This window comes from Desulfuromonadales bacterium (genome assembly GCA_035620395.1).
GTDB lineage: Bacteria > Desulfobacterota > Desulfuromonadia > Desulfuromonadales > DASPGW01 > DASPGW01.
In genome coordinates this window covers 1-4,226 of record DASPGW010000166.1, presented here as the reverse complement: position 1 = coordinate 4,226, position 4,226 = coordinate 1, and the positions used below count along the sequence as shown (strand labels likewise).

The following is a 4,226-nucleotide window of genomic DNA, read 5'->3' as shown; positions in this document are numbered from 1 at the left end:
CATCCGCCAGTTCATGCCGTCGAGAGGTTCAGCGAGCACCCTTCTTGCCTTGCGGAGTCGGACCGGCCAGGGGCAGGCGAACGGTGAAAACGCTCCCTTTGCCGGGTGTTGACTCGATCTCGACCCGCCCTTCGTGCGCTTCGGCGATCGACTTGACGATGGCCAGTCCCAGTCCCGTACCGCCTACGGCGCGGTTGCGCGCCTCGTCGACACGGTAGAAGCGTTCGAAGAGATGCGGCAGGTGCTCGGCGGCGATTCCGATGCCGCTGTCGGCCACCGCCAGCACCGCCTCGCTTCCCTCGACGGCGAGCCGGATTTCCACGTGGCCGTTCTCAGGCGTGTACTTGATGGCGTTGTTGACAAGGTTGAGCAGCAACCGGTGAAGCTGGAACTGGTCTCCCTTGAGCCGGACATCCTCGGTTATCTGCAGGCGCAGGGAGATGTCGATGCTTTTCGGCTCACCCAGGGTTTTACCCTGCAGGTAGAGGTCCTGGATCAGGTCGCCGAGGCTGAACTCGCGGACATCCAGTCGCAGTTCCCCTGCCTCGCTTTTGGCCAGCAAAAGCAGGTCCTCGATAATGCGGCCCATGCGGTCGATCTCTTCCAGGTTCGACACCAGGGTCTGCCGCAACTCCTCGGGGTCCTTCCCCCAGCGCAGGGCGACTTCCGTCTCTCCCTTGAGGATCGCCAGTGGCGTGCGCAACTCATGGGAGGCGTCGGCGGTGAACTGCTTGGTCCGGTTGAAGGAGTCTTCCAGGCGGGCCAGCATCGAGTTGAAGGTTTCCGCCAGTTGGGCCAGTTCGTCCTTGGTATCTTCGACGTGGATACGTTGGCTGAGGTTGCCGGCGTTGATCCGGCGGGCGGCGCGGGTAATGCGAACTACCGGCTCGAGAAAAAATCCGGTAAGGAACCAGCCGCCGAAACAAAGGAGCGCCACAGCCAGCGGGCTGAAAATAAGCAGCATCAGGCGAAGCCGTTCGAGGGCGTTTTCCATCGCCGAGAGGTCTTGGCCGATTTGGACGATATCAGTGATCCTGCCGTCGAGAATGAGCGGGTAGGTCAGCACACGGATGGGGGCGGGTCCCAGCGTACGGATCGTTTCAAAGTAGGGCATTCCCTGGGAGGCATACTGCAGCGCGAGCTTGGTCAGGGGAAGATGGAAACCCTTCAGGTTGCTGGTCGCGCAGGAGATTTCCCCCCGTTCATTGAGCATCTGAATATATTCACCCCAGTTGCGGTGACGGACGAAGGCTTCCAGACCCTCGCACTGCTTGTCGCCGAGGTGTGTTTCGTGAGGAAAAAGATGGTCAGGATGGGTGGTGAAGTGAAAGGAAGCGACTTCCGTGGCAATGATGCGCAGCTTGTCGTCGACGCGGTTGCGCATCTCCCTGGCCAGATAGAAGTGCCAGAAGAAACCACTGGCCGCCAGAACAGCGGCCAGAGTCAGGGCATACCAGAGGGTGAGCTGGAAGCGGACGGAGCGGAAGGCCAAACTATTCCTCCTTCATCACATAGCCAATGCCCCGCACCGTGTGAATCAGTTTCTTGTCGTAGTCCCGGTCGACCTTTTTGCGCAGGTAGTTGACGTAGACGTCGATGATGTTGGTGAAGGAATCGAAAGTGTAGTCCCAGACGTGCTCGGCGATCATGGTCCGGGTCAGGATCTGGTTGGGGTTGCGCATGAAATACTCGAGCAGCGCATACTCCTTGGCGGTCAGCTCGATCTCCTTGTTGCTGCGCCACACCTTGTGCGCCACGGGGTCGAGGCGCAGGTCGGCAAAGCGGATTTCGGCGCCGCGGTCCTGGACGCCGCGCCGCAGCAGGGCGCGAACCCTGGCCACCAGTTCGGCAAAGGCGAAAGGCTTGGTCAGGTAGTCATCGCTGCCGGAATCGAGTCCCGAGACGATGTCCTCCACCGTATCCTTGGCCGTCAGGCAGAGGACCGGCGCCTTGTTTCCCTTGCTGCGCAGCTCCTTGATGACCGCCAGGCCGTCCATCTTCGGCAGCATCAGATCCATCAGGATGAGGTCGTAGGGAGTGGCTTCGGCCATGGAGAGGCCTTCTTCGCCATCGTAGGCCATATCGACGGAGAAGCTCTCCTCCTCGAGTCCCCGCTTGATGAAGCTTGCCACTTTTTTCTCGTCTTCGACTACCAGGATGCGCATCGATTTTCTCCTTTTTCCGTTCAGCGTGGTCTGTTTGAGTGAGTCGTTTCTGCCGGTCGCTGCGGAGCCGGGTGTCCGGTGGGCTTGTTGCGGCAGGCTATTTCAACTTGAGCTTGACCAGAACTTCGTTGGCGGTCTCCTCTACGGCCTTGCCCGAGACATCCACCACAACCCATGGATGATGGCGGAAAAAGGACCGGGCGTAGCGCAACTCTTCTTCTATCTGCTCGAAGTCGGCATAGGCGGCTCGCGGGTCCTGGCCGAGGTTGCGCAATCGGGCCGCCCGCACCTCGAGGAGCCGCTGGGGATCGATGACCAGGCCCGCCACACGGCCCGGGTCGACCTGGAAGAGCTCGGCCGGCGGGTCGATCCCCTTCACCAGGGGGACATTCGCCACCTTCCAGCCGCGATGGGCCAGGTAGATCGAAAGCGGGGTCTTGCTGGTCCGCGAGACGCCCACCAGTACGATGTCCGCCTTGGGCAGATGGCGGGTTTCCTGGCCGTCATCGTGCTTGACCGTAAATTCTATGGCCTCGATGCGACGGAAATACTCGTCGTCGACGCCGTGCAGCAGCCCCGGGGTTTCACCCGGCGAGCGGCCGAAAAAACCGGAGAGTTTCATCAACAACGGCGTGATCAGGTCGAAGCTGGTCAGTCCCAGCGAGTCGCATTCGTCATGAACCAGCTGCGCCAGTTCGCGGTTGACGATGGTGTAGACGACGAAAGCCTGCTGGCTCAGCGCCTCGTCCAGAGCCTCATACACCTGATTCTTTCCCCGCACGTTGCTGACCCGCTTCACGCGTACCGTCTTGTCCCCGAACTGGGTCAGGGCCGCCATGACGATTTTCTCCGCCGTCTCGCCCGTGGCGTCGGAAAGCAGGTAGACGACTTGCGGGGGGAGCATGTCTGTTCCTCATGAAAAGACGTTACGATGAATGGTAACAGGTCTCAGGCTTAGCGCAAGCCAAGCGAAAGCCACTGTTATGTTGGAGTTTGTTGCCATGACATGGGCGACTTGCTACCATTTAGGGTATCACGCTCATTAAGCCATTGGGCAGATTAGACCCGACACACCGCAGCCTTGTCAAGGTTTTTATTGCTTTTGCCGGGACACTTTGTTAAACAGGGCGGATGGATGAGACATGGATCGAAATGCGCCTCCGGATTCCGGCCGCGGGGGTGGAGGTGGTCGGCAACGAGCTGACTGAACTCGGCAGCGTCGGCCTGACGGTGGAAGAGCGACAGCTCGACACCTTCGTGGCGCCTGACCCCGAGGCAACGGCGCCGGAAGTGTACACCGTCAAGGCCTATTTCCCGGCGCCCGAAGATATCGAGGCGTTGCGCCGCCGGGTGTACGAGTCGCTATTGTGGCTTTCTTCTTTTGTCCCCGGCCTGGAGGCGGTTCTCCCCGAAGTTGTGCCGGTTCGCCAGGAGGATTGGGCCGAGGGGTGGAAGCAGCATTTCAGCGCCGTCCGCATCGGCCGCCGGCTGGTCGTCAAGCCGACCTGGGAGGACTTCGCCGCCGCTGCCGGCGAGGTGGTGGTCAACCTCGATCCGGGTATGGCTTTCGGAACCGGTACCCACGGCACGACGCGACTCTGTCTGGAGGCGCAGGCCGCTCTTTTCGACGGACCCGTCCCGCCGCAGCGGGTGCTCGACGTCGGCACCGGCTCGGGAATTCTGGCGATTGCCGCTGCAGCGCTCGGGGCGAGCCGGGTGCTGGCCTGCGACATCGATGCCGAGGCCTGCCGCATCGCCTGTGAGAACGCCGCCCTGAACGGGGTGGGCGACCTCGTGGCGGTGACGCTGGAGCCCCTTTCGGCACTGGCCGGGGAATTCGACCTGGTGCTGGCCAACATTCTCGCCGAAGAGAACATCCGGCTGGCTGCCGAGCTGGTCGGTCGCGTGGCGCCGGCCGGTGCGCTGATCCTTTCCGGCATCCTCCAGGAAAAGGAGGCGCTGGTGGTAGAAGCTTTTGCCGCTTTTCCGCTGCATGGCCCGGAGATCACCCGGCGCGAGGAGTGGTCCTGCCTGCTCTACCGCAAAGAGCGCTGAATGCGC

The 4,226-nt window shown here is 61.6% G+C and carries 4 protein-coding genes; 1 reads left to right on the top strand and 3 read right to left on the bottom strand.

Features of this window, described 5'->3' with window-relative positions:
• Positions 1-28: 28 nt before the first annotated feature.
• The 3 genes from VD811_08870 to VD811_08860 all read right to left on the bottom strand — a co-directional run bounded on the left by VD811_08870 (position 29) and on the right by VD811_08860 (position 3,069).
• A complete protein-coding gene (locus tag VD811_08870) occupies positions 29-1,492 on the bottom strand; it encodes a heavy metal sensor histidine kinase (GenBank protein HXV21084.1) in 1,464 nt (487 codons plus the stop codon).
• 1 nt (position 1,493) lies between these two features.
• Entirely contained in the window at positions 1,494-2,165 is a 672-nt protein-coding gene (locus VD811_08865) for a response regulator transcription factor (protein ID HXV21083.1), read from the bottom strand.
• Between the two features lie 97 nt (positions 2,166-2,262).
• A complete protein-coding gene (locus VD811_08860; protein HXV21082.1) occupies positions 2,263-3,069 on the bottom strand; it encodes a pyruvate, water dikinase regulatory protein in 807 nt (268 codons plus the stop codon).
• A 227-nt stretch (positions 3,070-3,296) separates the two neighbouring features.
• Here VD811_08860 and prmA point away from each other — a divergent pair, with 227 nt between their 5' ends.
• Positions 3,297-4,220: a 50S ribosomal protein L11 methyltransferase gene (prmA, locus tag VD811_08855; protein HXV21081.1), complete on the top strand. Its 924-nt coding sequence runs from the start codon at positions 3,297-3,299 to the stop codon at positions 4,218-4,220.
• Positions 4,221-4,226: the final 6 nt, after the last annotated feature.